28 protein-coding genes are annotated in these 25,891 nt (G+C 38.2%); 11 read left to right on the top strand and 17 right to left on the bottom strand.

Annotated features, from left to right (window positions below; translation table 11 throughout):
- Positions 1-7: 7 nt before the first annotated feature.
- Positions 8-1,039: an N-acetyl-gamma-glutamyl-phosphate reductase gene (gene argC, locus J1899_RS07405; protein ID WP_214478258.1), complete on the bottom strand. Its 1,032-nt coding sequence runs from the start codon at positions 1,037-1,039 to the stop codon at positions 8-10.
- 271 nt (positions 1,040-1,310) lie between these two features.
- Between argC and J1899_RS07400 the strand changes: the two genes are divergently transcribed.
- Positions 1,311-2,000, top strand: coding sequence for a Crp/Fnr family transcriptional regulator (locus J1899_RS07400; RefSeq protein WP_214478257.1), 690 nt, complete (start codon positions 1,311-1,313; stop codon positions 1,998-2,000).
- A 15-nt stretch (positions 2,001-2,015) separates the two neighbouring features.
- Here J1899_RS07400 and J1899_RS07395 read toward each other — a convergent pair whose 3' ends face one another.
- The 3 genes from J1899_RS07395 to J1899_RS07385 all read right to left on the bottom strand — a co-directional run bounded on the left by J1899_RS07395 (position 2,016) and on the right by J1899_RS07385 (position 4,691).
- Complete coding sequence (locus J1899_RS07395) at positions 2,016-2,753, bottom strand: YwiC-like family protein (protein WP_214478256.1); 738 nt, start codon at positions 2,751-2,753, stop codon at positions 2,016-2,018.
- Positions 2,754-2,907: 154 nt separating this feature from the next.
- Positions 2,908-3,432: a molybdopterin-guanine dinucleotide biosynthesis protein B gene (gene mobB, locus J1899_RS07390; RefSeq protein ID WP_246586609.1), complete on the bottom strand. Its 525-nt coding sequence runs from the start codon at positions 3,430-3,432 to the stop codon at positions 2,908-2,910.
- Positions 3,426-4,691, bottom strand: coding sequence for a molybdopterin molybdotransferase MoeA (locus J1899_RS07385; RefSeq protein ID WP_214478254.1), 1,266 nt, complete (start codon positions 4,689-4,691; stop codon positions 3,426-3,428). The genes mobB and J1899_RS07385 overlap by 7 nt, the downstream gene beginning before the upstream one ends.
- 213 nt (positions 4,692-4,904) lie before the next feature.
- Here J1899_RS07385 and ric point away from each other — a divergent pair, with 213 nt between their 5' ends.
- Positions 4,905-5,585 (top strand): iron-sulfur cluster repair di-iron protein, encoded by a 681-nt coding sequence (gene ric / locus J1899_RS07380; protein WP_214478253.1) that lies wholly within the window; start codon positions 4,905-4,907, stop codon positions 5,583-5,585.
- Between the two features lie 72 nt (positions 5,586-5,657).
- Here ric and moaA read toward each other — a convergent pair whose 3' ends face one another.
- Positions 5,658-6,674, bottom strand: coding sequence for a GTP 3',8-cyclase MoaA (gene moaA, locus J1899_RS07375; RefSeq protein ID WP_214478252.1), 1,017 nt, complete (start codon positions 6,672-6,674; stop codon positions 5,658-5,660).
- Between the two features lie 611 nt (positions 6,675-7,285).
- Here moaA and J1899_RS07370 point away from each other — a divergent pair.
- Positions 7,286-7,987 carry a Crp/Fnr family transcriptional regulator gene (locus J1899_RS07370; RefSeq protein ID WP_214478251.1) on the top strand — a complete coding sequence of 234 codons (702 nt, stop codon included), beginning with the start codon at positions 7,286-7,288 and terminating at the stop codon, positions 7,985-7,987.
- A gap of 84 nt (positions 7,988-8,071) precedes the next feature.
- Here the strand turns inward: J1899_RS07370 and J1899_RS07365 are convergent, their stop codons facing one another.
- From J1899_RS07365 to J1899_RS07355, 3 genes are all read right to left on the bottom strand, one after another.
- Positions 8,072-8,410, bottom strand: coding sequence for a DsrE family protein (locus J1899_RS07365; protein ID WP_066451664.1), 339 nt, complete (start codon positions 8,408-8,410; stop codon positions 8,072-8,074).
- Between the two features lie 2 nt (positions 8,411-8,412).
- Complete coding sequence (locus J1899_RS07360) at positions 8,413-8,724, bottom strand: metal-sulfur cluster assembly factor (protein ID WP_066447629.1); 312 nt, start codon at positions 8,722-8,724, stop codon at positions 8,413-8,415.
- 85 nt (positions 8,725-8,809) lie between these two features.
- Positions 8,810-9,577: an alpha/beta fold hydrolase gene (locus J1899_RS07355; protein WP_214478250.1), complete on the bottom strand. Its 768-nt coding sequence runs from the start codon at positions 9,575-9,577 to the stop codon at positions 8,810-8,812.
- Between the two features lie 248 nt (positions 9,578-9,825).
- Between J1899_RS07355 and J1899_RS07350 the strand changes: the two genes are divergently transcribed.
- The 3 genes from J1899_RS07350 (at position 9,826) to J1899_RS07340 (ending at position 11,195) form a co-directional block, all read left to right on the top strand.
- Complete coding sequence (locus tag J1899_RS07350; protein ID WP_066447634.1) at positions 9,826-10,644, top strand: Cof-type HAD-IIB family hydrolase; 819 nt, start codon at positions 9,826-9,828, stop codon at positions 10,642-10,644.
- 198 nt (positions 10,645-10,842) lie between these two features.
- Positions 10,843-11,001 (top strand): hypothetical protein, encoded by a 159-nt coding sequence (locus tag J1899_RS07345; protein WP_180320236.1) that lies wholly within the window; start codon positions 10,843-10,845, stop codon positions 10,999-11,001.
- Positions 11,002-11,003: 2 nt separating this feature from the next.
- Positions 11,004-11,195, top strand: coding sequence for a DUF3813 domain-containing protein (locus tag J1899_RS07340; protein WP_214478249.1), 192 nt, complete (start codon positions 11,004-11,006; stop codon positions 11,193-11,195).
- A 55-nt stretch (positions 11,196-11,250) separates the two neighbouring features.
- Here J1899_RS07340 and J1899_RS07335 read toward each other — a convergent pair whose 3' ends face one another.
- Both J1899_RS07335 and J1899_RS07330 read right to left on the bottom strand, forming a co-directional pair.
- The gene (locus J1899_RS07335; protein WP_066447640.1) at positions 11,251-11,967 is read right to left on the bottom strand and encodes a BsuPI-related putative proteinase inhibitor; all 717 of its coding nucleotides are present in this window, start codon (positions 11,965-11,967) and stop codon (positions 11,251-11,253) included.
- Between the two features lie 21 nt (positions 11,968-11,988).
- A complete protein-coding gene (locus J1899_RS07330; RefSeq protein ID WP_214478247.1) occupies positions 11,989-12,819 on the bottom strand; it encodes a YitT family protein in 831 nt (276 codons plus the stop codon).
- Positions 12,820-12,944: 125 nt separating this feature from the next.
- Here J1899_RS07330 and J1899_RS07325 point away from each other — a divergent pair, with 125 nt between their 5' ends.
- Both J1899_RS07325 and J1899_RS07320 read left to right on the top strand, forming a co-directional pair.
- Positions 12,945-13,811, top strand: coding sequence for a DegV family protein (locus J1899_RS07325; RefSeq protein WP_214478245.1), 867 nt, complete (start codon positions 12,945-12,947; stop codon positions 13,809-13,811).
- 143 nt (positions 13,812-13,954) lie between these two features.
- Positions 13,955-14,086 carry a DUF3941 domain-containing protein gene (locus J1899_RS07320; RefSeq protein WP_075981472.1) on the top strand — a complete coding sequence of 44 codons (132 nt, stop codon included), beginning with the start codon at positions 13,955-13,957 and terminating at the stop codon, positions 14,084-14,086.
- A gap of 67 nt (positions 14,087-14,153) precedes the next feature.
- On the opposite strand, the gene J1899_RS07315 is transcribed toward J1899_RS07320, so the two are convergent.
- Positions 14,154-15,032 carry a CvfB family protein gene (locus J1899_RS07315; RefSeq protein WP_066447646.1) on the bottom strand — a complete coding sequence of 293 codons (879 nt, stop codon included), beginning with the start codon at positions 15,030-15,032 and terminating at the stop codon, positions 14,154-14,156.
- A gap of 142 nt (positions 15,033-15,174) precedes the next feature.
- Between J1899_RS07315 and J1899_RS07310 the strand changes: the two genes are divergently transcribed.
- On the top strand, positions 15,175-15,666 hold the full coding sequence (locus J1899_RS07310) for a YajQ family cyclic di-GMP-binding protein (RefSeq protein ID WP_066447649.1): 492 nt from the start codon (positions 15,175-15,177) through the stop codon (positions 15,664-15,666).
- Positions 15,667-15,753: 87 nt separating this feature from the next.
- Here J1899_RS07310 and J1899_RS07305 read toward each other — a convergent pair whose 3' ends face one another.
- Entirely contained in the window at positions 15,754-16,263 is a 510-nt protein-coding gene (locus J1899_RS07305) for a GNAT family N-acetyltransferase (protein WP_156495809.1), read from the bottom strand.
- Positions 16,264-16,439: 176 nt separating this feature from the next.
- Here J1899_RS07305 and J1899_RS07300 point away from each other — a divergent pair, with 176 nt between their 5' ends.
- A complete protein-coding gene (locus J1899_RS07300) occupies positions 16,440-17,312 on the top strand; it encodes an SDR family oxidoreductase (RefSeq protein WP_066447652.1) in 873 nt (290 codons plus the stop codon).
- A 45-nt stretch (positions 17,313-17,357) separates the two neighbouring features.
- Here J1899_RS07300 and J1899_RS07295 read toward each other — a convergent pair whose 3' ends face one another.
- The 5 genes from J1899_RS07295 to J1899_RS07275 form a co-directional block, all read right to left on the bottom strand.
- Positions 17,358-18,386, bottom strand: a complete 1,029-nt coding sequence (locus J1899_RS07295) for a LacI family DNA-binding transcriptional regulator (protein ID WP_214478241.1) — start codon at positions 18,384-18,386, stop codon at positions 17,358-17,360.
- 76 nt (positions 18,387-18,462) lie between these two features.
- Positions 18,463-20,010 (bottom strand): alpha-amylase family glycosyl hydrolase, encoded by a 1,548-nt coding sequence (locus J1899_RS07290; protein WP_214478239.1) that lies wholly within the window; start codon positions 20,008-20,010, stop codon positions 18,463-18,465.
- 60 nt (positions 20,011-20,070) lie between these two features.
- Positions 20,071-20,913, bottom strand: coding sequence for a sugar ABC transporter permease (locus J1899_RS07285; RefSeq protein ID WP_066447660.1), 843 nt, complete (start codon positions 20,911-20,913; stop codon positions 20,071-20,073).
- Between the two features lie 2 nt (positions 20,914-20,915).
- The gene (locus tag J1899_RS07280; RefSeq protein ID WP_214478237.1) at positions 20,916-22,199 is read right to left on the bottom strand and encodes a carbohydrate ABC transporter permease; all 1,284 of its coding nucleotides are present in this window, start codon (positions 22,197-22,199) and stop codon (positions 20,916-20,918) included.
- Between the two features lie 160 nt (positions 22,200-22,359).
- Positions 22,360-23,652 carry an extracellular solute-binding protein gene (locus J1899_RS07275; protein ID WP_214478236.1) on the bottom strand — a complete coding sequence of 431 codons (1,293 nt, stop codon included), beginning with the start codon at positions 23,650-23,652 and terminating at the stop codon, positions 22,360-22,362.
- Between the two features lie 445 nt (positions 23,653-24,097).
- On the opposite strand from J1899_RS07275, the gene J1899_RS07270 reads away from it, so the two are divergent.
- On the top strand, positions 24,098-25,876 hold the full coding sequence (locus J1899_RS07270) for a glycoside hydrolase family 13 protein (protein WP_214478234.1): 1,779 nt from the start codon (positions 24,098-24,100) through the stop codon (positions 25,874-25,876).
- Positions 25,877-25,891: the final 15 nt, after the last annotated feature.

Raw genomic sequence — 25,891 nt, 5'->3', positions numbered from 1 at the left:
ATCCTCCTTATGGATAAATTGGCACAAAATTCAGGCCTGTATCTTCATTCATCCCAAACATAATATTTGCATTTTGGACTGCCTGACCGGCAGCACCCTTCACTAAATTATCAATTACAGAAATAATCGTTATCCTGCCTGTGCGCTGATCTGCATGAAGACCGATATTGCAATAGTTAGAAGCTGCTACCTCCTTAACAGCAGGAAAATGATTTTCAGGAAGAATATGAACGAATGGTTTCCCGCTATATGTATCATGGTAAAGCTCCAAAATATTTTTTGTTTCAAATTCAGATTGAAGCTGCGCGTAACAAGTGGCCATAATCCCTCTTGTTATAGGCAGCAAATGTGTCGTAAATGAAATTGGCCTCGTGTCCTCATTCCATATCTGCAGTTGCTTTTCAATTTCTGGAATATGCTGATGCTCATTCATTTTATACACACGTAAATTCTCATTTGCTTCTGCATAGCTTGACGTTCTGGCTAATCCTCTTCCTGCTCCTGACACCCCTGATTTGGCATCAACAATAATACTCCCCATATCAACCAAGCCTTCTTTTACAATTGGACCTAATCCAAGAAGTGTTGCTGTCGGATAGCACCCAGGATTTGCAATTAATTGTGCCGTTTGTATTTCATTTTCATTCCACTCACTTAATCCATAAACCGCTTGCTTTATAATAGACGGATCTCCAGCTCTTTTCTTATACCACTTTTCATAGGAATCAGGATTTAGTCTTAAATCTCCAGATAAATCAATAACCTTAATATCCTTCTCCATCAACTTTTCCGCTAATGCACTTGAAGCGCCAGAAGGTGTTGCTAAAAATACAACATCTGCTTTTGCTGAGATTTCATCAAGATCAATTGGCTGCAGCTTTTCTTTCATTACAGGAAACAGATGGGGATACTCCTTCCAGATAGGCTCTTCAGATGAAGTCGAATGAATAGAATGTATGTCGAATTCAGGGTGCTGGTGTAATATCCGCAGCAATTCTACACCGCCATATCCTGTAGTTCCAATAATTGAAGCCTTCATATAATCTCCTTCCTAACCGTTTCATTGTTTATATTTACTCATTTTATTGTATATTTATTAATTGGTGTATGCTTATTATAAAAATATTAATTCTGAAAATCAACCAATATCTCAAATGTATTGTTATTTTTTTATATAGTGATAGTATAAATAGTAGCTAAGTATTACTTGCAATAGAGACATTTATCCATACTAATATTCTTAACTGCTAATTTTAGCCTTTCTAAATGTGCCAAAAGCGCTGTTATTTTAGAGGAGGAGTCAAAGACCGATGTCTACTACACACCTTTCACCTATACTCCAAAAACTTACTGCTTCAGCTTCGTATAAAGTTAAAATGAATAAGGGAGAGTATCTTTTTCAAGATGGAGAGACAGCAAAGGGACTATACTTACTTCTAACTGGGAAAGTGCAGATTACTAAAATCATTCCTAACGGGAAAGAGCTTACACTTCGAATGAGCGGCAGCGGAGAAATCGTTGGAGATATGTCCATCTTTTGTGCACAATCTCAATATACGCATAGTGCCAAAATTATCGAGGATGGCGAAGCGGCTGTCATTCCAAAAGCTGAACTAAATGAATTACTGAAGAAAGATCATCAACTGACTCTTGAGCTCTTGGAATGGATCAGCCTTCAAAACCAAATAAATCAAACAAAACTTAGAGATCTGGTTCTTCATGGGAAAAAGGGTGCACTTTACTCTACGTTAATACGGTTATCTAATAGCTATGGTGTGGCGAATGGAAAAGATATTCGTCTAGATTCAAGTCTAACGAATCAGGATTTGGCAAATTTCTGCGGCACATCACGTGAAGTCATTAATCGCATGCTCAGTGACTTGAGGAAAAATAAGATTATCTCGATTAATAAAGGCTATATAACGATACATAATCTGTCGTTTTTAAAAGATGAAATCGATTGTGAAAATTGTCCGATTTCCATATGCAGCATCGAATAAAAGCATCCGGCTTCTTCAATAAGCCGGATGCTTTTCTAATACATATAGAATCATTATGATAAAAAATAGAGCTGAATTGATGATTTCATAAATACCAATTCTCATTACTGAGCGTTTTTTCCCATATAGATAGATGGCTCTAAATAAGCTCGGCAGATAAGCGATCGCAACGGGCGGCTCGCCCAAAATGAATATCGCCAAGGGAATGGCGATGTGGTAGCCCCAAGATAGCCGCTTATATGTAATATTGGATTTTTCACGAATCATGGTTTTCACATATAACGTGCTGCCCGTAAAGAAAAGCAGCGTACATATAGTGATTAATATACTTAAATCTCTCACATACCCATTGATTAATATAGAACCTGCCAGCCCAGAAAGAGAAAAAATCATGATGGCACATAGATCATTTAAAAATGCCCTGTCTTGATTTTTGGATGAAAAATACATATTTAATAGCATAAACGGAATAAAGAAAATACCTAGCCAAACAAGCTTTGGTTCTTGAACTACAGGTATGATCAGCAAGAGAAATGCACTAGTAAAATAAACAGCTGCCCAAACCATATGCTCTTTTTTCTTTTTTCTTTTAAACAGCAATAGAAATGGATATGTCCCTAAATATAAGAAAAACCATCCTGCAAATAGCAGAAGCATTCTCCAATCAGAATCTCCGGCTGCTGCAACACCAAGCCAAAATGGAATTATGAGCATCGCCCACGCTCCATGCTGTTTTGGTAAAAATAATTTCATTCCGTATCTCCCCCCTGTCTCGTTATCATAAACGATTACGGAATGAAGCTAAGTGCTGTATATCACATATCCGTCAGATAAAGCAGAATGTAATTAAATCCGTTAATAGTGGTTAGATGCTTTTACAATTAAATAGAAAAACGGAGCTCAATGATCAAAGCTCCGTTTTACCATCCTCTATTTTCTTTAATAAATACGATACTAGCCATTCCACACCAGCTTGATCTTTTATATAAAAACCATTCAATTGCAATTGTTTATCCCAATAAAATGGTACCATTATGTTTGACAGCTCATGGAGCAGCTGGAGATCATCGACCTTGCGGATTAGTACTGCCTTCGGAAACTCTTCATATTTATGTCCCTCAAGTAATATGAGGTCTGGATTGAGACAAGTCGCCATGGCAATTTTCTCATCCAGGGACCATTCCTGCTTTTCTGCATGAAGAATCAGCCTTCCGTCTCCTTCAACAAGAGCAGCTGCTGCTCCAGCTTTTACATGCCTGAATGAATCCTTATCTTCATCTAAGGAAGGCTTTCCTCCATGGCCATGATGTTTGATGACAACTGTTCTTTTTCCATTCGCTTTAAGACGGCGAATTACTTGCTCTATGAGAGTCGTCTTTCCGCTATTTTGATATCCAACGATTTGAAAAATAAAAGGTTTTTTTTTTACCATGGCCACTCGCTGCCAGTAAATTCTTCAAGCATGAGGACGTCTACTTCATCTCCGCTCATGTAGCCCCTGCTGCCACCAGGCAGAATCATTAAGGCATTTGCTCCAGCAAGGCTCATAACGATATTAGATTTATCCATACCGCTTGGTGCAGCGACAAGCTTGCCATCTTCCACACTTAAAATCGCCCTGACAAAGCGGGTGAATGGATTAGCTTTTGGGAAATCGGCTGTTAAAATAGCCTTCTCACGTCTTAAATGAGCTTTTTTAGAAAACAAAAATGTACGAATAATCGGACGCACAAATAATTCAAACCCAACATAGCAGGCGGAAGGGTTGCCAGAAAGCCCAAACAGAAGTTTTCCATCCAGTTGGGCGACAGTTGTTACACTGCCAGGTCTCATTGCGACTTTATTGAACAATACCTCAGCTCCAAGTTTCTCATAAATAGCGGGCAAGTAATCAAAATCACCGACTGATACTCCGCCTGTTGTAATAAGGAAATCACTCTCGTGCAAGGCATTCTCTACAGCAGTAAAACATGTATCAAAGTCATCCGGCAGCTTGCCTAAATACGAGGCATTCCCGCCTGCTCTTTCAATTTGAGCGGTAATCATTAGTGCATTGCTATTGCGGATTTTTCCAGGTTCAAGGTCATCTTCTACCTCTAATAACTCAGAGCCTGTTGCAAATAAGGCAATTGCAGGTTTTTTTGCAACGGGTACTTGTGCATATCCAAAAGTAGCCAGCACAGCTTGTATACCGGGATTAATTAAGGTCCCTTTATGAATTAATACTTCTCCCGTTTTAGCATCTTCCCCTTTAAAGGACACATTTTCACCTGTTTTTAATTTACGCTTGGTGGACATATAAGTCTTACCATCTTTTTCGAATGATTTGGATAGTTCAAGCATTAAGACTGCATCACAGCCTTCGGGCATTTGGGCACCTGTCATAATCCGAACCGCTTCAAAAGCTGCTGGTACCTTGTTTGTAACATGACCAGCACCAATATGATCAATAACTTCAAATACTATTTCATTGCTCTGTGATGCTTGAGCAGTATCCACTGAGCGGACAGCAAAGCCATCATATGGTGCGCGATCAAAGTGCGGTACATCGTGTGTAGCCTTTATATCATCAGCTAAATATCTTCCATTACTTGTATAAATAGAACTATATTCTGTTTCACCTTTTTTCTCATATTTCATTACCCTCGAAATAGCCTCAGCAATTTTGATTGGGTTTCTTTTGTCCAGCAAAATGATCAACTCCTATGTACTAAACATCTGTAGCATTTCCATTCTAATTACTATTATAAATCTCTTATTGAGTGAACATCATGATTTAACTCACACTTTTCCCTTCTTTATAGGAAGGATCATAAACTTTTTCATTTTATGTGATATAAATCACTAAATCCAATTGAAAGGATTAGTAAACTAAAAATACCCCATATCAAGGAGGATACACAAATGATTGTATTAAATGAAGAAAGCATTGTAAAAGAAATTGTGAATGAATACCCAAGGACAAGTGATATTTTTAAACGCTATCAGATCGATTTTTGCTGCGGAGGCAACAATTCCTTACTACATGCAGTTGAGAATAAAGCAATATCACTGCAGCAGCTGATGAGTGAATTACATGAATCTGTACAAAACGAGCAAAACAAACAGGATCAGCCTGATATTTGGACAAATTCGAGCTCTGAGCAATTAATTCAGCATATTCAGGAATATTATCATGCTGAGCTAAAGGAGGAGCTTCCGGCACTAAGCCCTTATGTAACAAAAGTTTCCCGTGTGCATGGAGATCGTAAACCTGAATTAAAAAGAGTCTATGAGCTATTTTACGCATTAAAAAAAGAATTGCTTGAACACACGGAAAAGGAAGAGCAAGAAGTCTTTCCTATTCTTATTCAACTGGAACAAAACGAAGGAAATCCTGCAGATCAGTTGCAATCCTTAATAGACGAACATAAAGAGGTTGGTCAGATTTTAGCGGAGCTACGCTCAGTTACATCCAACTTCACGCCTCCTCATGATGCTTGCGGAACATATCGGCTTGTTTACAAACGTCTTGAAAAACTAGAGGAACAGACATTTATGCATATTCACCTTGAAAACAATATTTTATTTCCAAGATATTCATAATAAAAAGTGAGGGGATTTCCATTGATGGAATCCCCTCTTTTCTTATTACATTATCTTCAGTCTTATTGCCGTCTATCCGCCGATATAGGACATTTCTATTTTTTTGCGATTAGCTGCAGTTTCCGCCGTTCTTTCATCGGAATATCTATCTTTTCGTCCATCCCAGATAGAAATAATGCGCTGGCGTATTTCTTCATCACTGGCACCAGCTCTCATGAATTCCTTCAGGTCGTGGCCATTGCCATTAAATAAACAAGTAAAAATCTGTCCATTCGCAGATAATCTTGAGCGTGTGCAGCTTGAACAGAATGATTCAGATACAGAAGTAATAAAACCTACATCCACATTTTTATCTTTATAACGATAGCGTTTCGCTACTTCGCCAAAATAATCCGGATCAACTGGATCCAATAAGAAATGTTCACTTAGAAGATTATATATTTCTTGTTTGGTCACAACATCGTCCATTTTCCAGCCATTTGTGCTTCCAACATCCATGTATTCAATAAAGCGAAGCTGAAGTCCCTCTTCCTTACAAAACTTTGCCATAGGTACAATTTCTTCGTCGTTTAAGCCTTTTTTTACAACCATATTGATTTTTACACCTAATCCGGCTTCTTTTGCAGAAGTTATCCCTTTTAAGACGGGTTTTATTCCTACTCCCCGGCCATTGATTTCTCCAAAAAGTTCGTCCTTCAGGCTATCCAGACTGATATTTACTCTCTTAAGTCCTGCATTCTTTAAAGACTCTGCATATTTCGGCAGCAAAACGGCATTAGTTGTCAGCCCAATATCGTTTAGCCCTTCAATTTTTGAAAGCATTCCCACAAGAACAGGAAGATCCTTCCTCATAAGCGGCTCCCCGCCAGTTAACCTTATTTTTTCTACCCCAAGATCAACAAATATTCTCGCAAGACGGTCAATCTCTTCATAGGTTAATAATTCACTCCGGGGCAGGAAGGCAAAGTCAGGTCCAAATATATCTGCAGGCATACAATATGTGCAGCGAAAATTACAGCGATCTATTACAGATATTCTTAAATCACGTAAAGGTCTTTTTAACTGATCCTTTATGATTGTTTTTGTCATTCTAGTCAACTCCATGATTGCATAATATATTCAGGCTGATGTTCACCGAATAATTCACACAATTGCTGATTACAATAGCGGATTTCACAAACTATGCTGCTCTATCTGATAGTTTTCCTATTGTTATTACAACATAAATTTATTAGAAAAGGTGAAAAACCTCATAATTGTCATGATGCTGTCATAATTTATCCAAAATCATCATCCAAACACGCCATTTTTCATGATTTCATAAAGCTTTCACAGCTTTACAAATTAACAACCGTTATAATAAGAAAAGCGGAAGGTGCTCGTTCAGGGGCGACAAGCATAAGACGGGCCAGGTGAAAGGTTGTTCTTTAACCTTTTGACTGGTTCGGCTTATGACCTCGAGCCCCTAGCGCCTGGAGCTAGACAATAAGAAAAGCGGAAGCGACTTGACCAGCCCCGACAAGCATAAGACGAGCTGGCTAGAAGGTCGTTCTTTGACCTTCTGGACAGATTGGCTTATGACTCGAGGGGCTAGTCGCTGGAGCTAGACAAAGAAAAGCGGAAGGCGCTTGCCCAGCTAAGAAAAAATATAAGACGAGCCAGATCGATTTGATATTTTATAATAAAGGCGGTTTATTATTATGCCTCAAACGGTTAAAGCTACTCATTCCATAGAAATTAAAGAACTTTTAAAATTAGCTTATAGAACATTTCATAGTAAAAAAGGGGAATTCCTTTTTCAAGAAGGTATGCCTGCAAAAGAACTATACATCATTAAGTCTGGCCGAATTCAGATCAGCAAGATTACGGCAGATGGAAGAGAACTGGCCCTTAGAATATGCGGAGAAAATGATCTGTGCGGTGAGTTGACCTTGTTCACTGACTCTCCTACCTATTTATTAAGTGCGTTAGTTCTAGAAGAAGGAGAAATTGCTGTGGTCAGCAGTGATACCCTTGAGAATGAACTGTTTCGCAACAGTGACCTTGCTTTCGAGTATATGAAATGGATGAGTGATCATTTTCGCCGAACACAAACAAAGTTCAGGGATCTTGTTTTAAATGGCAAAAAAGGTGCTTTGTATTCAACACTTATCCGAATGACAAATAGCTATGGCATTACAAATGCTGATGGCAGTATTTTAATTGACTTGCCATTAACCAATCAGGAATTAGCAAAGTTTTGTGCAACTTCAAGAGAAAGCACAAACCGTATATTAAATGAATTGAAAAAGGATCACATCATATCCATTAAGAAGGGTAAAATTACCGTTCATAATCTGCATTACTTAAAAACAGAAATCGGCTGTGAACAATGTCCTGCTGTTTATTGCAATATTGAATAAAAGCTTGCTGAAACGTACAGTTGCACTTTACCTCTCTAAAAGTATAAAAAACAGGGACTCTCATAAGCCCCTGTTTTTTACTTTTTAAGATATCGTTATAACCTCATACTCAGCAGCCAATTCAATGAAATGCGGCATGCCGCTAATCCTTCCGGCAATTAGCTGATTTTCGAGGTCATAATAATCTACACATGTCTTGCATGCCAGCACGTCTACTCCTTTTGCTTCAAGCTCCTTTAAATGCACTGAAACATAAGAGCTTTCCGTTAAGGTAAAAACACCGCTGTTCATACAAAACACCGCTTTAGGAAGGTCATCTCTCTGCTTAATCAGTGTAAAAAAAGTCTCCAGTACCGTTTCTCCCAGTTCCTTCTCACCTTTTCCAAGCTGATCTGAGCTAACTAAAATGACTTTATTCTTCATCATTAGTCACGAACACCTAAAGCAATCTTTGCATATCTGGACATTTTATCCTTTGTCCAAGGCGGATTCCAAACAATATTTACTTCTGTTTCTTTTACTTCAGGAATATCAGCCAATGCTGCTTTTACTTGATCAACAATGGTTCCTGCCAGCGGGCAGCCCATCGATGTTAAAGTCATATCAACCGTTGCTGTTCCGCTTTCATCTAGATTTACATCATATACTAAACCTAAATTGACAATATCTATACCAAGTTCTGGGTCCACAACAAGCTCGAGGGCACCCATTATACTCTCTTTTAATTCATTATCCACTTTATGACACACTCCTTTGGACATCTTTGCCTTCATCATACCAAATCACGAAAGAAATTGACAATCTTACAATTTGAATATGATTTTACACGAATTTTTTAAACCAATCTACGGTTGCAAGCAACCCTTCTCTGCTCACCTTATGGCCTGCCCTTTGATCTGTAATAAATTGAAGTTTTTCCGGAAAACTGCCGTACATTGGCAGCAAGGATTCAAAAAATTGATGAGCTGGTGCATATGGAACTGTCTGATCCTTAACTCCATGCCAAAATAATAGCGGTCTGCCATTCAGCTTTTCAGGCTGTCCACTTAAATCAAATTCTTTAATTTGAGAAAATAGCTGTGCAATCTCTGCTTCACTGAGCGGTATATTTACACCCTTTTGTTTAAGGTGCGTAATTTGCATTTCAGCAAATTTTTCATAATATGGCATGCCCATTAAACTGACAGCAGCTTTAATCCACTGATACGTACTGAGAGCACCAAGTGTTATAATGCCGCCCATAGATGTGCCTGCAAGCCCAATTCTGTTTAAATCAATTAGTCCTTCATGTTCTAATTCATCTTTAAGAATATTTAATTCACCTATTGTATGTAAAACTACTTCCCAAAAGCGCAGACTTAGTTCTGCTTCGCTATATCCCTTGTGCCGCTCGCCATGATAAAGAACATCAGGCAAAATAACTCTGTATCCTTCTTCAGCAAGCAAGTATGCATAATGTAAATTGTGTTCCTTTGCACTTGTAAAGCCATGTATAAAAAATACAAGCGGCAATTGTTTTTGTGCAAGATCCTGCTTAACTACATGTAATGCAGGGATCGTGCTGATTTCTCTGTGCTCGACGCAAATCAATTTTCATTCCCCCGAAGTGTTAAGATTCTCTAAAAATAATGTAAAAAGTAATTTCTTTTACAAATCTATAATAAAATTGGTAACATAGTAAGAAAGGAAAATAAATATAAGCTATTTTGCTTAAAATGATCTTTCTCTACTTACTTAAAGCGTTATAAAAAAAGTCTTCGATAAGTAGTTTATCATGTTTAAATTTCACACCAAAACATTTAGCCTAAAAAATTTATACATATGTTAAAGGAGATACTATGGCAGAAAAACATTTGATCGCATTAGACTTAGACGGCACACTACTAAAAGATGACAAGACGATTTCTGATAAGACTAAGATGGTTCTGCAAAAAGCACGTGAACTTGGCCATGAAGTCATGATTTCAACCGGCAGACCATATCGTTCCAGTGAAATATATTATCATGAACTGAACCTTACTACACCAATTGTAAACTTTAATGGCGCATTTGTGCATCATCCCAAAAAATCAGAATGGGGTGCTTTCCACTCTCCTCTTTCTGTAGATGTTGCAAAGGATATTGTTGAAGCTTGCAGCGATTTTACTTTCCATAATATTATTGCAGAAGTAATCGACGAAGTGTATTTCCATTATCATGATGAAAAGCTTATTGAGATCTTTCATATGGGCAATCCGCAAGTAACAACTGGAGATTTGCGTAATTTCTTAAAAGACTCTCCTACAAGTATGCTGATCCACACAGATGAGGAACATGTAGACACGATCCGTCAGCATTTATCTGATGTGCATGCTGAAGTGATTGATCATCGCAGCTGGGCAGCACCGTTTCATGTTATTGAAATCATTAAACATGGTCTCAATAAAGCAGTAGGCCTCAAAAAAGCGGCTGATTATCTGCAGATCCCTCAAGATCGAATCATTGCGTTCGGTGATGAAGACAATGATCTCGAAATGCTCGAATACGCCCGTTATGGAGTAGCAATGGGAAATGGCATTGATCAAGTGAAGACGATTGCCAAGGATATCACTTTATCAAATGAAGAGGACGGCGTTGCTGTCTACTTAAATGACTTGCTAAACTTAAAAGCACTTTAAAAATATGCAGGATAAACAGCCTTGAACAAATGGTTCGAAGGCTGTTTTTTTTGTATTCGTTAAAAAAATTGCTTCGTTTCAGCATTGTACAAAATTTCATCTTTGCCCAACATGTACCCTATTGAAAAAAGGAAAAGAGCATATACTATCTTTTGAAGCATGATTTTAGCTTCTAAAATGATTTCGGAGGGGATTCTAATGGGCAAACGTAATAAATCAAAACGCTTTGTACAGCAAGGAGTAGATACTGTATCTAAGCATGATGAGCGTATCCCTTATCACATGACATATGCTGAAGCTGAGGCAGAAGCTGAACAAGTTAAAAATGTGAAAGAATCTTCCTACGGAGGAATATAAAAATGGGCAACAGATTATTTCAAGAAGCACAGCGATATGTTGAAATAGCAGAAAATGCGAATTCAGCTGGAAAGCAAGAAGCGATTTCACATGCTAAAAATGCACTTAGCTCCGCTTATGCAAACAGTACTAGAGCAGAGCAGGCACAACTTGCTGAATTGCAGGCAAAGCTAGATCAATACAGTACTGAATAACAGAAGGATCGGGCGAAATACCTTTGCCCGATCCTTTAATCATTTCGATATGTGGTTAATGATTAAACCGTTCCAGCACGATCGGTTGTGTTGAACTGATTTCTTCATCCTCACCTTTTTTATATAAATTTAGCATCAGTGTTGCGTGGTTAGGCAATTTACTTTCGGCAATTTCTATGTTGATTTCAAATTGCTCATCCTTTATGTGCACCTTTTGTTCCTTTTGGTAAACATGATGCCCATCTTCAACCGTATAATATAGGTCCTCTGCCGAATCTTTCACTTCCCCAGTGACCTTATAGATGCCATTTTCTCCTACTGTTTGGACATTGATCGCATTCTTTTCTGCTATAGTAAATTGTGATTGCGCTGTCAGTGGTCCAGCACCCTCTTTAAGCTGTCTTCCTGTAAGTGCTGCCGTAATTTTGTAGGTACCGGGATTCAGTTCTTTCCCCTCTTTTTGAAAGTTCCACTTTTCAGTCCAATGCTTGCTTTCCCCGGGAGTTAAAGCAAGATTCTGAAGAACCTGTAAAAAGGATTTTCCTTTTGAATACGTATAAATTTCATTGCCAGCTTCATCGGAAATTTCAATTTCATATTTCTGTGATGAATGAAAATCGAAATTGACCGTTTCGTCCCCAATATTTTCGAGCTTTAAATCCATCACAACTTCGCCATTATCAATGGAAGGATTTACATCAAACCGTATATTCTCACTAGTTCCTGCATTCAAACTTAACATCATGGCCGCGCCAATCCAGAGATTTAACATCTAAACACTCCTCTAAGTGGTTTAATCTTTACGGAAAAAGCCAAAAATTCCTGCTGTTTGAACAACATTTGTAAATGCATTCGGATCAACTTCTTTAATAATCCGTTCGAGATCAAAAAGCTCGTAACGTGTGATAACAATCATAAGCATTTCTCTTGTTTCGTTTGTAAATGCCCCTTTGGCAGGAATAATGGTAATTCCCCTTACAAGCCGATCATGTATAGCTTTCTTCATTTCATCCTGTTTTTTGGTGATAATCATAGCTGTTAATTTTTCATGTCTAGTGTGGATCGCATCGATCACCCTTGTTGAAGCATATAAAGTAACAAGTGTGTACAATGCTTTTTCCCAGCCATATAAAACTCCTGCTGTAATAATAATGATGGCATTTAATGTAAAGAAATATGTACCGACTGGCTTATCTTTCAGTCTGGAAAGGACCATTGCGATAATGTCCATCCCGCCTGTTGAAGCACCCCACTTAAGTGTTATTCCCACTCCTACAGCGGCTATAACACCTCCAAATACAGCATTTAACAGAATATCTCCTGATAAATGGATGATCGGAATCAACTCAAGAAAAAGTGACATTGAGAAAACACTGATAAAACTATACACGGTAAACGATTTGCCTACCTTTTTCCACGCTAAGATCGTTACCGGGATATTCAGTATAAACAATAAGATACCTGTTGAAGCAAAGCTGCCAAGCATTCCAGATAACAGCTGCGCTACCCCTGCAAAGCCGCTTGCATAAACATTTGCCGGTATTAAAAAGAAATTCATAGCAATGGCATTTAACAAAGCCCCCGCTAAAACGATAATAATTTTTTTTGTTTCAAGCCAAACCATAGTTACCTCCTAGAATGTTATATTTAAACGTTTCCCCAATCATGCTGTTTTGAATACTATTCATTGTCTTTTTCTGATAAATTCATTAAACTGAATACATATAGTTTCGAAAGCAGGTGAAGAAGATGTCAGTCAAAATACTAGCTGACAGTGCGTGTGATTTGCCCTTAAGTTTCTTTAAGGAAAACGATGTCACACTTTTCCCATTAAAAGTCCATTTAGATGGTCAGGAATACGAAGATTTGCTTACCATCGACTCTACAAAAATTTATGAAGCCATCCGCTTAGGTAATGTACCAAAAACTTCTCAAGTATCTCCGCTTTTATTTGAGGAAGTCTTCACGAATATGGCTAAGAATGGTGAAGATGGAATTTATATTGCCTTTTCTTCTGAATTATCTGGTACATATCAAACCGCAGTAATGATGCTCGAGCAAGTAAAAGAAAACTTTCCTGATTTTAACCTAAAAATTGTTGATTCTAAATGTGCATCATTAGGAGCCGGATTAGTCGTTATGGAAGCGGTTAAGCTCTCTAAGACAGGCAAATCCTTTTCCGAAATCGAAGAAGCGGTAAAATTCCACTGTGAACAAATGGAGCATTTATTCACAGTTGATGACTTAGAGTATTTAGCAAAAGGCGGAAGAGTTTCAAAAGCCTCTGCTTTTTTAGGCGGATTGCTGAATATTAAACCTCTTCTAAATGTCGAAGATGGAAAGTTAGTTCCAATTGAAAAACTGCGCGGCAAGAAAAAACTGATGCGCCGAATCATCGAGGTTATGAATGAGCGCGGCGATTCTCTCGATCAGCAAGTAATTGGGATTAGCCATGCTGATAACGAAGAAATGGTCTCTGAAATAAAAGAGATGATGAAACAGGAACTGAATGTCAGAAATGTTTATATTTCCTCAATTGGCTCTGCTATTGGTTCTCATACCGGCTCAGGCACAATCGCTATTTTCTTTCTAAACAAACTTCCTGCTGCTCATTAAGCAGAAGGCATGGTTCCATTATTGGCAATACAATCTATACATACTCCTTTTATTCTGACAAACAATAAGATGAAGATCTTCTTTGAGGTTACGATTCCTCAGATCCTAAACCTTATAATAAGAATGAAAGGGGTATTTTATTTATGCCGCATACTTCAGATAATGACAAGAAAGCAAAAGACAACAATGCCCTTCGCCATGAAAAAAACATGATGCGTGAAAAAAACCGTAAAGCAGGCAAACACCAGTACTCGAAGAAAACGGATCATTTATAAGTTACCGGGCAATAAGACTTCTTCCCTTGTTTTATGTAAGCATTCAGCAAAGAAATAACGAGCCAGCTTAGCTTGGCTCGTTATTTTCCTTTTTAACATATGTCCATCCTTCTTCCTGATAGACACGTCCCTCTTTCATTAACCTGCCAAGCGCTCTTTTAAATGAAGCTTTGCTAAGCCCAAAACGGTCATTAATATCTTCGGGAGCACTTTTATCCCAATATGGCATCGCTCCGCCGCGTGACACTAAATAAGATAGTATAACCTGTGAATCATCGTCTAGTGCTTCTTGTTTGCGCGGAATCAATGAAACATTAATGGTGCCATCGTCTTTTATATCAATGACTCTTCCTTCTACCTTTTCTCCTAAGCGCGGCTCTCTTTTTCTCTGTGATTCATGAATAAACCCTTTAAAGCCCTCGGCTGTATAAATCCAGCTGCCCACTTTTGCTGTTCGGTAAATATGTCCATGAATGTTTTTATTGAAATCACTTGCCTCTGCTTTTACAGAGATATCTGTAATCACTGGATCAGTGGCTGTTTTCACATAGATCCGATAATTCTTGTTGACTCGAAGTGTAATGTACAGCAGATCATCCACTTCCGGCCAAACACTTTCATGCACTGGCAAATCCTCTTCACCAAGCAGCATATCCTTTTGAATGCCAATGTTTATAAAGACACCGATCCCAGGTTTTACATCGCTGACCTTTGCCCAGCCATATGTGCCAACCGTAATTTCCGGCAAAATCGTTGTTGCTGCAATTCTATTTTGAGAGTCTATATATAAAAAGACATCTACTTCTTGATCCAGCTCAAGTTCTTCTAGCAATTCATTATTATGTACAAGTACATCTTCTTCTCCATCTGTTAAAAAATATCCAAAATCCGCTTTTCTTGAAACGGTTAATTTCGTAATACGTCCAATAAAATCATGTAAAGCCATCATATTCCTCCTAAAGTTGTTTGGCTTGCTATATTTTACTATAATAAGAATAGAAAGTGAAACGTCTTCTATCAAGCGTTATCATTTATTATAACTGCAGCCGTAGAAATTATGGTTTTTTCTAAGAGCAAGGAGGAATAGTATGTCAAAGGAAAGTTCATTTGATATTGTATCAAAGGTAGATTTTTCAGAAGTAACAAATGCCATTAATATTGCGATGAAAGAGATTTCAACACGTTATGATTTTAAAGGCAGCAAAAGTGATGTAAAGCTTGATAAAGAGGAATTAGTGCTCGTCTCAGATGATGAGTACAAGCTGGAGCAATTGAAGGATGTTGTAATCAGTAAGATGATTAAAAGAGGCATTCCTATCCGCAACCTCGACTACAGCAAAATTGAGGGAGCTTCAGGCGGTACGGTCAGACAGCGGGCAAAGCTGATTCAGGGCATTGACAAAGATAATGCCAAAAAGATTAACACACTGATAAAAAACAGCGGTCTAAAAGTAAAAAGCCAGGTTCAGGATGACCAGGTTCGTGTCACAGGCAAAAACCGTGATGACCTGCAGCAAATCATTTCAGCCGTTAAAGACGCAGATCTAACAGTAGACGTACAATTTGTTAATTACAGATAAAGGTTCACTTATGAAGCAGCCATTGGCTGCTTTTTTTTGGGGGGGGCAGTAGAGTATGTATGCCCCCCTGCTGCCTGCCATCGGTTCTCACTTCACAAATTGATACATCATAATTTCGTCATGATAATGACCATCACTCGTTTTAATGTGTTTAATTTTTCTTCCTTCTTCCTTAAAACCAAGCTTCTTATATAAATAATAAGCTCTATCATTATGGGAAAAGACCTCTAAGCATACCTTCTCAATTCCAGGCTCTTTTTTTGCCCAATGAAGTAATTCCTCAATGAGTGCAGAACCAAGTCCGCCATTGCAGTATTTTGCTTGAATGGAGATGCCAAAATAGCCTATATGACGAACCTTCATTCTTTCTTTTGGCGAAAAGTTCAGCATCCCGATAATTTCTCCTGCTTCATTTTCAGCTACAAGCAGCAGGTGCTTCGGATATGAGTTATTCAATATCCATTTCTGTTCCTTTTCAATGGTCATTTCATATTCCTCTGGCTCTGTTAACAAAAAGTCAGTTTCTTCAAACACTAGTTTACAATGTTCAATAATGCCTTTAGCATCTTCTAACACAGCTTTTCTAATTGTAATCAAATCTTTTCCCCGCCTTTATAGATCTAAGGTTTTTCTTGTTTTCATTATAAACTCAATTTTTTGTCTTTTCGCCTTTTTTTAGAACGATTTATTATTTGCTAATAATTCCCATGTTTTTTTCTGATACTAAGTTGGAATGTATTATATATCACAGTTATTATTTGGAGGTATTTAACATGACAAACGATAAGCTTAATATTCCAACAAGTGTACCGGCACAGCATCAAAACGAGCAGCCTGGTGTAGAAGATAAAATGAAGCCTGAACCTATTTATGTCGATCCGGACTATCGAGGCTCTGGAAAACTGAAAGGAAAAGTCGCTCTTATTACTGGAGGAGACAGCGGAATCGGGAAATCGGCTGCTATTTATTTTGCTAAAGAAGGTGCAGATGTAGCAATCGTTTATTTGGACGAGCATAAAGATGCAGAAGACGCAAAAACTGCGATTGAAGCGGAAGGGCAGCAATGTCTCTTGATTTCCGGGGATATTGGAAAAGAAGAATTTTGTAAGGAAGTAGTGAAAAAGACATTGGATCAGTTCTCGAAAATTGATATTCTTGTCAACAATGCTGCAGAACAGCATCCGCAAAAGAGTCTTTTGGATATTACGTCCGAACAGCTTGAAAAAACATTTAGAACCAACATTTTTTCATTTTTCTATTTAACGAAGGCTGTACTTCCTCACTTACAAAAAGGGAGCTCCATCATTAACACAGCATCGGTTACGGCATATGCCGGCAATGAACTTCTTATCGATTATTCATCCACAAAAGGAGCCATTGTATCGTTCACGCGTTCGTTATCCGCTTCACTGGCAGGACAAGGCATCCGCGTAAACGGAGTAGCACCAGGTCCAATTTGGACACCATTAATACCATCTACATTTGATGAGAAAAATGTTTCGACCTTTGGACAAGATACGCCGCTTGGTCGTCCGGGACAGCCATTTGAGCTCGCACCAAGCTATGTTTACTTAGCATCTGATGACTCCACTTATGTCAGCGGACAAATGATTCATGTAAATGGCGGAAAAGTGCTTAACGGATAAAAGAGGAAAACAAAAAAACACAGAGATTCTCTGTGTTTTTTTGCTTTATCCCAAGTTCGGTGCAGCACAAGTTGATCTCTCAACAATTTGATGCGGAATGATAATGCGTTTTACAGGCTCTTTTGGGTTCTCAATTAATTGAATAAGACTCCTTGATGCCTCAAAGCCTAAATCGAAAATATTAATATCAACCGATGTGAGCGGCGGCCGTGACATCTCTGCGATAATAACATTGTTAAAGCTAATAATAGACATATCCTCAGGTACTGCCAGTCCAATTTCGTTAAGTGTATTTAACACACCTAATGCCATTAAGTCATCCGAGACCACTAAGGCAGTCGGCGGGCGCTCTAGAGAAAGCAAACCTCGTATCGCTTCCTGACCGCCCTCCCGCAAAAATTGCTCATGGACAATATATTCATTAACTAGAGTTATTCCAGCTTCTCTGATTGCCTTTTCGTAACCAAGAAGACGTTCAACTGTTACAACCATATTTAAGCTTCCGCCGACAAAAGCAATTTGCTGATGGCCAAGCTTGATTAAGTATTCTGTTACGTCCTTTGCAGCACGGAAATTATCATTATCCACATGAGTTATTTCTTCTACATTTTTAAATGGTTTTCCAATTACAACAAAAGGGAAATTCCGTTCACGCAAGTAGGACTGAATTTTATCCTCGACCTTGGAATATAACAGGATCACTCCATCTACCCGGCCACCTTGCACCATTTGCATAACTCCGTCAAAAATTTCCTCATCTGTCTTGCCTGTTGTCATATGAAGGGCATAATGCTTTACATGGGCACCTTCACTAAGACCTCTTAGGACTGTAGAGAAGAAGGGATTTTGAAAAACAATATCTGCTGAGCTTGGCATCACAAGACCAATTGCCTGTGTTGACTGGCTTGCGAGACTTCTGGCAATAAAGTTAGGATGATACCCTAACTGTCTCATCGCTTCTTTTACTTTTTTCTTTGTTTTTTCACTAATGCGAGGGTTATTTGCAATTACTCTGGAAACGGTCGACGGTGCTACATTTGCGAGTTTTGCAACATCCTTAATCGTAACTGCCATGACCATCACCTCCTACTACGTTTTGCCTTATGATCAACAGCATTGATCTCATACTCTCATATATTAAAACCGTATTTTAATTTGTTTCGGGTTCGTTTTGTTTTGATCTTTTTTTGACAATAATTAAAAAAGCAATAAACGCCACAATAATTCCAACCATAATGGCTATATGTGTAAAATTAATGCCCGTTTTTTCTGCTAATACATAAACCTCAGCTTCTTCACGATCTGTTACAATCGTATAATTTCCATCATTATCACTTCGGACAAGGTCGCCATTTAAAAGACCCCTTAATTCCATGTCAGCAGGTAAATCCTCTTCTGTTAATACGACAGTTTGAGTTTTAGATGTATTATTTAATGCTACTATACTTGTTTCATCTTCATAAACTCTTTTATACAGAGCCATCCCCTGGTCTTCGTTTAATAATTCCATTGAACCTCTAGTTAAAGATGGCAGTTCATTGCGTACCTCGCCTAGCTTTGTTATATACTCGATTAACTCTTTGTCCGTGCGGAAATCCATTTGCTTGCGGTTATCTGGATCTTCTCCGCCATCTAAGGCAATTTCACTTCCATAATAAACAATCGGTATTCCAGGCACAGTGTACAGATAGGAAAGAGCCATCCTCCATCTCGGTCCAGGATGCTGATTTTTAAGAATTGCATCTCTCGTAAACCGGGCAGTATCATGGTTGTCCATAAACGTTCCTAATAGATATGGCTGTTCATATATTTGTTTATTATTTTCCCAAGTCTGAAATAGCCAGTGCAGGGACTGATCTGGTTCTGCAAATGCAGTTCTTAAATGGTCATTTAAGGGATAATCTACAAATCCATCAATACCCGTTTCAGCATAATCTGCTATATATTCAGGATCTTCAGCCCAAACTTCTCCAAGTAAATAAAAATCGTCTTTTACACTTTTCACTTCTTTGGAAAATTCAGTCCAAAACGCTTTCGGAACATGCTTAACCGTATCTAGGCGATAGCCATCGATATCTGTTTCAGTAATCCACCATTTTGCTGCATCAATTAAGTAATCTCTCACTTCAGGATTTTCTTGATTTAAGTCAGGAAGTCCGTAAATCCAGCCATTTTCAAGCTCTTCTTGATCTGACCAGTTCGTAATTTCCTTCTCATCATGGAACCAGTCTGCTTTCTCGGGGTCTTGAGCAAATTCATGCTCTGTTCCGGTGTGATTGACAACAAAATCAAGAATCACTTTTATATCACGCTTGTGTGCTTCTTTTACAAGTTCTTTAAACTCATCAATCGTTCCAAAATGCTCTTCGGTATTATAAAAATCATTTATCCAATATCCGTGATAGCCCATATCCTGATTATCAAAAACAGGAGCCAGCCAAATAGCTGTAAACCCCATTTCTTGAATATAATCAAGCTCATCCATCACACCTTGAAAATCACCGCCGTGGTAAGCTTTAGGATCCTTTACATTCACTTTAAAGTCATTGGAGTTATCTCCATTGCTAAAGCGATCAATCATTAAAAAATAAATTGTTTCATCTTGCCAGCTACGCTCTTCTTTTTCAACTGCTCCTACCGGTAGGGCGCAAAAAAGAAGAAACGGGATTAAGATGAGAGTCCATACTCTGAATTTCATCGCCGCTCCTCCTTCAGTTTCAAGCAAAGTATTGCTTGTAAATTGTTCAGCCCTTTAAGATTAGCCTTTTGTTCCCCCAGCCGTCAAACCAGATACAAAATATTTTTGGAAAAACAAGAAAAGAATTGCGATTGGGATCGCGATCAGCACAGAACCAGCTGCAAATTTTGTAAATTCATTACCAAACTGTTTTGCTACCATCTCATATAACCCAACTGCCATCGTGAACTTTTCATCTGTTCTAAGAATAATTCTCGCAAGAATGAAATCACCAAATGGTGCAATGAATGAAAATAACGCCACAACTGCCACAATGGGTTTTGCAAGCGGCATAATGATTTGGAAAAAGACTCTAAAGTGACTTGCTCCATCCATGCGTGCTGATTCATCAAGCTCTTTCGGAATCGTATCCAAATATCCTTTCATCAGCCAAGTGTTCATTGGTATTTGACCGCCAACATATACAAGAATTAATCCAAGATGTGTATCAATTAAACCTGTTCTTGTTGCAAGAACGAAAATAGCAATAAGAGCTGCAAAGTTAGGAATCATCTGTAAGATTAAAAACGTAAGCAAACCATTTTTTCTGCCGACAAAACGGTATCTTGAGAAAGAATAAGCTGTCAATGAAACAGTAATGACGGTTAAGATCATTGTCATTACACTAATTTTCAGAGAGTTAAGATACCATTTCACATAATTCGATTCTTCCATATCAAACAAATATCGATAGTGATCTAGAGTTGGATTTTCAGGAAACATTTTGCTTCCTGATAAACTCTGCCCCGGATTAAAAGATGAACCAATTACCCAAAGAAGCGGGTAAATAACAATTAATACCACAAACGCAATAATTAAATAGGATACAGTTAAGCGAACGATTTTATTTTTTTTCATACTCATAGCTACATCATATCCTCTTCTTTAAATGATTTTGTTCGTTTGAATTGCCATAAGGCGATACTTATAACAATTAAAGATAGAATCATCGTAATAGCTGCTGCTTTCCCATATTGAGCAGATGTCATGGTCAATTTATAGATCCATGAAATTAAAATATCCGATCCCCCGGCATTTTGCCCTGGAAGTGCAGGTCCTCCGCCATTAAAGAGGAAGATAACATTAAAGTTGTTAAAGTTAAACGTGTACTGTGTAATAATGATTGGCGCTGTCGCAAATAACACAAGCGGCAAGGTAATCTTTCTGAACTTCTGCAGCATGGATGCTCCATCTACAGTTGCTGCCTCGTAGAGTTCATCTGGTATAGACTGAAGAACACCAGTTGTCATGGCAAAAATGAATGGGAATCCAAGCCAGGACTGAATAAAAATAAGGGCAAGCCTTGTCCATCCTTCCTCTGTCATCCATGGGATTGCTCCAATGCCGATTGCATCAAGCAGGGTACGGTTAATGACACCAAATGATTCGTTAAACATTCCTGAGAATATTAGGATCGAAATAAAGGATGGTACTGCCCAAGGTAAAATTAATACCGTTCTAATAATGGCTTTTCCTTTTAAATCCTTTTGATTGACTAAGATTGCCAGGAAGATACCAAGTGCAACCTGCAAAGTAGTTGCTCCAAAAGTCCATACAATCGTCCAGCCAAATACACCAATGAATGTTTCTCTCCAAAGATCCAGCTTAAAAATATCGATAAAGTTTTGAACACCGATCCAATCTACAAGCTTAGCCGGCGGTGAATGATATAAATCGTAATTTGTAAAGGAAAGTAAGATAACGAAAAGAATTGGGAAAATAACAACAAAGACTAAAAGAAAAAATCCCGGAGAAATCATTAAATATGGAAAACCGCTATCAAGTAAATTATGATACTGTTCTTTTACGCTATTTAACTTTCTGCCTTCATCCCGTTTTCTTCCATTGCTTAAGGCATCATAAATATTAAATGCGTAAATAACGAGACCTAAAGCTGTTACAATGAGAGCTATAATTCCATCAATCAATAAGAATATGGAATGATCTAGATTCGGAATTTCACCTAGTGTTAACAGGCCCCAAAACCCCCACGATAATGTATCTGTAAAGGCAATAAAGAAGGAAGCCGTTAAAATGAGAAAGATGATTCCCTTTAAGTATTGTTTATTATAAAACTGCCCTATGCCTGGTAAAATCGACAGCAGTGCAGCATTTCTGCCATGGTTAGTTTTAATAGTATGTTCGGTCATTGGTACATCCCTCCTCCTCTATGAAAGAGAAAGTTTATTATAATTTAAAAGCGGCAAGGGTCTTGCCGCATCATAATTGTATCAGTTTAATCTAAGCATAGGGCAATACTCTATTTGAGAGCATTGCCGCTATTTTATGTGTTCTAGATTCTTTTATTAATTAGTTGCCTGGATGGTTTGTTTCAATATTCGTTTTAATTGTTTCAACAGCTTCATCTAAAGCCGCTTTTGGATCAGATTTACCAGTAGCAATTGTCTGCAGTGCAGATGCCATTGGTGACCAAACTTCTCCCATTTCAGGAATGTTTGGCATTGGAATTGCATATTGAGATTGTTCTGCAACAGCTTTTGCAGCCTCATTTTCCGCAATAATCGGATCATCGATTAGTGATTTCACCGGTGGAATTTCTTGTGTTAATTCAAAGCGAGTTTTTGCATTCTCTTCGTTTGTAATATGCTCAACAAATTTTGTAGCCCAGTAAGGATTTTTCGTAAATTGTGTTACATGCCAGCCTTTAACACCCATAAATGTTTTTACAGGCTCTCCATTTGGAAGCTTCGGCATCGGAGCAACCCCCACATCAATTCCAGCATCCTTCATACCTTGAAGTGCCCAAGGACCATTCATGACAGAAGCAGCATTTCCTTCGTTGAATAATCCGTCTCTAGCCGCTCCGCCTGTCTCACCGATAATTCCGCTTGGGAATAATCCGTCAGCATACCATTTTTGAATGAACTCAGCACCAGCGATTGCACCTTCATTATTTAAACCAATGTCATTACGGTCTAATGCGCCATCATTGTCTTTAAATACATATCCGCCCATTCCGGCAAGATAGCCATGAGCCATATAGAAATCATCTAATACTGCGATAAAGCCATATTGATCACCGCTCGTAAGCTCTTTTGCCTGCTCGTATAACTCATCCATTGTCTCAGGCGCTTGATCCATTAATGCTTTATTATAGATAAATACTGGTGTTTCAGTTGACTTTGGAAGTCCATATAATTTGCCGTCAAACATTTGAGCAGAAATGGATGACTCGCTGAATGTATCTAAAACCGCATCTTCTACTTGGATTTCCTGCAGAAGACCTTCTGTTACTACCTGACCAATTTGATCATGAGGTAGAGTAACAACGTCTGGAGCATTTCCAGCCGGACCATCTAATCTTAATTGATCACGAATTTTGTCGGCCATATTTAATTCAACGTATTCTACTTCAATGCCATATTCTTCTTCAAATGACTCAATTGCAGGTTCTAAGGCAATGCCTTTATCTACATCTTCCCAGACAACAAGCTTTTCTGGTTTTGGCTCTTCACCTTGATTTTCTGTATTATTATTTTCGTCTTCTGTACTTTGTTCTCTTGCTTCTCGATCTGGACCACATGCTGCAAGCAATCCTAATAGTAAAACCAGCATCATAAAAATAGATAATGATTTTTTCATGGTATTGCCCCCTCCTAATAGTTATGTTTCTATTGTCATTGTACAACCGTTTGCACAAAAATGTAAGCGTTATTATTGCATTTGTAAAAAATAATTGCTTACCTTTTTATCCATTTACTTTTCACTCTAATATCTGTTTAATTCTTAGTGAAAACGATTGCACAATTTCAATCTTTATTATACAGGCTTTTTTTGTTTTGACAATATTTTTTTTATGCTCTTATTGAAATATGCTGAGCTAATCAGATATTCCCTATAATTTTTTTTGCATATTAGTGCTCCATTATTGCATATATTCAATGGTTACATGCCATTCTATATATTTTAAAGCAGCTAAAATTCTTTATGGATTTTCGTCTAATGCAGAGCTAAAAAAAATAGATAATGAATCTTTCTGAAAATATGTTATAATGCAACCGATTGCACTAAAAGGAGTGATATAGATATGGAAAAATCCTCGATTATCCATTTCCCTGCAGATCAATTTGTGTATGCTGCAGACAATAAGACCTTACATATAAAAATACACACAAAAAAGGATGATATTCTGGCCGTCAGTCTGCTCCATGGAGATCAATACATATGGGAAGATGGCAAATGGGTTTACGAACAAACAGAAATGAAAAAAGCGGGCAGCGATCTTCACTATGATTACTGGCTTGCAGCCATTACGCCTCCTTACCGCCGCAGCAGATATGGCTTTGCACTTACAAATGAAAAAGAAACAGTGATACTAACTGAAAAAGGATTTTATGATACACCCCCTGCTGATTCAGGCTATTATTTCAACTTTCCTTATCTCCATGAATCTGAAGTCTTTCAAGCTCCGGCATGGGTGAAAGACACCGTATGGTATCAAATTTTTCCTGAGAGATTCGCAAATGGGGATACGACAATAGATCCTGAAGGCACATTGCCTTGGGGAAGTGAAGAGCCTACTCCTGCTAATTTCTTTGGCGGAGACTTTGAAGGTGTTATTGAGCACCTTGATTATTTAGTAGAGCTTGGCATTAATGGCATCTACTTTACGCCTGTCTTCAAGGCATATTCGAATCATAAATATGATACCATTGATTATCTTGATTTAGATCCACAGTTTGGCACAAAGGAGACATTAAAGAAGCTGGTAGCTGAATGCCATAAACGAGGCATACGTGTCATGCTTGATGCTGTATTTAATCATAGTGGATACTACTTCCCTCCTTTTCAGGATGTATTAAAAAACGGGGGCCAATCACAATATAAAGACTGGTTTCACCCGCACAGCTTTCCACTGGACACAAAGGCTGAACGCCCAAACTATGAAACCTTTGCCTTTGTTGGTGCGATGCCAAAATTGAACACTAAAAATGCAGATGTAAAAAACTACTTATTAAAGGTAGCGAAATACTGGATTGAAGAATTCAATATTGATGGCTGGAGATTAGATGTTGCCAATGAAATCGATCATCAATTCTGGCGTGAATTTCGGCAGGCTGTCAAAACCGTTAAACCGGATTTATATATTTTAGGAGAAGTATGGCACAATTCAATGCCATGGCTGCGCGGTGATCAATTCGACGCTGTTATGAATTATCCTTTCACTACCAATGTCCTTAACCTTTTGGCTGCAAAAACCATTACCGCCCAGCAATTTGCTGATAATATGACCGCTGTGCTTCATAGTTATCCATCAACCGTAAATACAGCTGCCTTTAACTTAGTCGGCAGTCATGATACTCCAAGAATTTTAACGGAATGCGGTGACAGTAAGGATCACGTGAAATTAGTTTTCACATTGTTATTTACGTTTATCGGCTCCCCTTGCCTTTATTACGGGGATGAAATTGGTTTAAATGGTGAAATGGACCCTGGCTGCCGTAAATGTATGATTTGGGATGTGGAAAAACAGGATCGAGATATTTTTTCCCATGTACAGAAACTTATTTCTCTTCGCAAGTCGGAAAAGCTTCTTGCAAATGAAGGTGAGCTTGAGTTTTTAAAAACAGACTTCCCTGGTCTTGTTGCGTTTCGGAAATTCACGACTTCTAAATCTGTGATCGTGCTGGTGAATGCATCGGATGATGAAGTATTTTACACATTGCCTTACTCATTAAAAGGGCAGCTTGTCCGCAATTTATACAGTAATGAAGACTTTGCTGGAGAAGCAGATACTCTCCAAGTGAAACTGAAAGGACTTGATTTTTCAATTTTGTCTATTGACCATGCAAATCCCATCCTTTAAAATTGGAATTTAGTT

This window comes from Cytobacillus gottheilii, from assembly GCF_018582665.1.
Lineage (GTDB): Bacteria > Bacillota > Bacilli > Bacillales > Cytobacillaceae > Cytobacillus > Cytobacillus gottheilii.
Note: the sequence above shows the minus strand (reverse complement) of the source record. Positions and strands in the feature narration are given on the sequence as shown.